Origin of the sequence: Caproicibacter fermentans (assembly GCF_009746625.1) — a bacterium.
In the GTDB taxonomy this organism is placed as follows: Bacteria; Bacillota; Clostridia; order Oscillospirales; family Acutalibacteraceae; genus Caproicibacter; species Caproicibacter fermentans.
Genome location: NZ_VWXL01000062.1, coordinates 1 through 741, shown reverse-complemented (window position 1 = coordinate 741; position 741 = coordinate 1). Strand labels below are relative to the sequence as shown.

Below are 741 nucleotides of genomic sequence, written 5' to 3'. Positions count from 1 at the left end.
CGGTAAACTTACGCATGGCATAGCTGTCATAGATTGCGTCCTCGGTGGCCGGATCGGAGAGATTGAACCAGATCTGCAGCAGATACATCCGCAGCATCCGCTCAATGCCCATGGGCGGACGGCCCCGTTTGCCGCGGGGATAATACGGCGCAATGATACCGACCCACTCTTCCCACGGGATTATCTCGTCCATGGTTTCCAGAAACTCTTCCCGCCGTGTTTTCTTCTTTCTGCAGCTATATTCGATATCCGTAAAAGTTTGTTGCTTTTTCATTTTTTCGCCCCGCCTGTGTCTTGATATTTCTATTTTACCAGAGTTCTCCTCTCTTCGGTAGAGGGGCGGATTAAATCAGAGGTTCCCTAATCCTCTTATTATTATCTTTCATCAATAATGAGGGAGTAAACGCCTTTGAAACGGAGCCACCAAGCAATACATATCACGTTCCACAACCCGAAATCCGCTGAAGACGCGGCAAGGGTTCTGACCAAACTCCTTGCCAAGAGTCTTGCTGAGAATGTCATCCGTGGCGGCACTGCCAGAACCGGATCCGCAGAGCCTCGCTGCATCGAGCATGCGGTAACCTAAGCAATTAAAGTTGCTCAGAGCAGCTCTGAAAGGAGCCGTTGCAAAACGGCACGAAAAAAAAGTCGGAGCAACCATACGAAAAGGTATTGGCAGCTCCGGCTTTTTGCTTTAAAATTTAGTTGTGAAAGAAAATAAAAAGCTCTTAGAGCATAACA

2 protein-coding genes are annotated in these 741 nt (G+C 48.2%); one reads left to right on the top strand and one right to left on the bottom strand.

The window, feature by feature from the left end; genetic code table 11:
• Positions 1-274: transposase (locus tag CAFE_RS11785; RefSeq protein ID WP_166525127.1), on the bottom strand; the 274-nt coding region annotated here is incomplete at its 3' end.
• Positions 275-409: 135 nt separating this feature from the next.
• Here CAFE_RS11785 and CAFE_RS11780 point away from each other — a divergent pair.
• Entirely contained in the window at positions 410-586 is a 177-nt protein-coding gene (locus tag CAFE_RS11780; protein WP_156990760.1) for a hypothetical protein, read from the top strand.
• Positions 587-741: the final 155 nt, after the last annotated feature.